1 protein-coding gene is annotated in these 1,848 nt (G+C 44.6%); it reads left to right on the forward strand.

The genetic code is table 11. The features are described 5' to 3' along the window. The first annotated feature begins 125 nt into the window (after window positions 1-125). A complete protein-coding gene (locus FLB61_RS12890; RefSeq protein ID WP_221920425.1) occupies window positions 126-1,724 on the forward strand; it encodes a transposase in 1,599 nt (532 codons plus the stop codon). Window positions 1,725-1,848: the final 124 nt, after the last annotated feature.

A 1,848-nucleotide genomic window follows, 5' to 3' on the forward strand; every position in this document is an offset into this window, starting at 1 on the left:
ATGATGTTGGGGCCAAAAGCCTGTCTATAGCACCTTGAAAAGTTCATATATTTTGTAGTAAACACAAGCTGAAACGCCTCACTTGCTGTATAATAGAGATATCCTAAAAAAAGAAGGTAATCTCTATGTCATTCAAAGAAAATTCTTACCAGCAAATATCATTTACAGATAGTTTTTCCGGCTTAACCGACAGGGAACAGAAAGCACTGGGAAAATCCTGGGCAAAAGTTTTTGCTGATGAAATATTCCCTGCCATTGATGAAAAGCGCTTTTCTGTCTTATACAGTAATAAGGCATCCAGACCGAATACCCCGGTAAACGTAATCGTTGGCGCGCTCATTATCAAAGAGCTTTTTGATTACTCGGATGATGAAATGGTTGAAAATCTTATGTTGGATTTTCGGCTCCAGTATGCCCTGCACACAACGAGTTTCGAAGAGCAGCCGCTGAGTGACAAGACGCTGAGCCGTTTCCGCAGGCGGTGCTATGATTACGAAACACTTCATAACAAGGATCTTTACCATGACTGCGTAAAAGACCTGAGCGCTTCCATTGCAAAACTAATGAGGATCAGCGGGAAGATCCGGCGTATGGATTCCATGATGATCGAATCCAACATCCGTAAACTCAGCCGGATGGAACTGATATATACTTGTATTTCAAAGCTGGCAGTTTCTATGAATAAGGCAAATGCTTCTGCTCTGCCGGAGGATCTGAAGCACTACACAGATCCGAATGATTTCAACAGAGTGATCTATCACCAGAGAAGTACGAATGCAGAGGAACGATTAAAGCAGCTTCTTGCGGATGCCGATAAACTTCTTACCTTATGTGAGTCTGAGTATCAGGATTCAACAGAGTATGATCTGTTTGTCAGATGCCTGTCTGAACAGACGGTTGTTGAAAATGGAACCCGCAGGCTCCGCACAAAAGAAGACGGCGGTATGAACTCATCCATGATGCAGAATCCTTCTGATCCGGAGGCTACATTCCGGAGCAAAGCCGGAAAAGAGCATCGGGGATATACAGCCAACCTTGAGGAATCCGTAGGTAAGGATGGTTCCGTTGTAACGGATTATCAATATGACCAGAACAATCACAGTGACAGCCAGTTTCTCCAGGAACATCTTGAGCAGATGGAGAAACAGGAAGAGCGGACAGTCATAATTACGGATGGCGCATACAGCGGGACAGAAAACACGCAGCTCGCATCGGAGAAGAATGTAGAACTGATCACCACAAGCCTGACGGGGAAATCCGCCCCGGACATCCTTGCTGATTTTGAATTCAACGAAGAAGGAACAAAAGTCCTCCGGTGTCCGGCAGGTTATGCGCCGAAAAGCTGCTCCTATATGAAGCAGAGCAGGCAGTGCGCCGTTTCCTTTCTGCATGAGCAGTGTGCCAACTGCCCGTACCAGGACCAATGCAAACCGAAGATCTTTAAGCGGGTTGCCAAAATAGTAACATCCAAAGCGGCACATGAACGTGCGAAGATCCAGCGGAAGGTGAGCAGTGAAGAATTTAAAAACTATGAAAGACTCCGTAATGGAGTAGAGACTGTACCGTCAAATATCCGCAGGAATTACCATCTGGAAAAGATGCCTCGTGGAAAACAACGTGGCAAGTTCTTTTTCGGTTCGAAGATAGCAGCACTAAATTTCCGAAAGCTCTTCAACTATGTGAAGGGTCTGGGAAACTATGCCCAAAATCCAGTACTTGCATAAGCCAAGGGAGGAAATATCAGACACATATGCCAGAAAGCCCAGCATAATACTACAAAATATGAATTTTTCAAGGTACTATAGGTACAGAGCGCAACTAATATATAGTTTCGACCTTAACATCATA

This window comes from Sellimonas caecigallum, assembly GCF_019754295.1.
GTDB lineage: Bacteria > Bacillota > Clostridia > Lachnospirales > Lachnospiraceae > Sellimonas > Sellimonas caecigallum.

What these genes read in the sequence shown, in the direction of transcription:
- FLB61_RS12890 (WP_221920425.1), top strand. Translation starts at nt 126, where the DNA reads ATGTCATTCAAAGAAAATTCTTACCAGCAAATATCATTTACAGATAGT.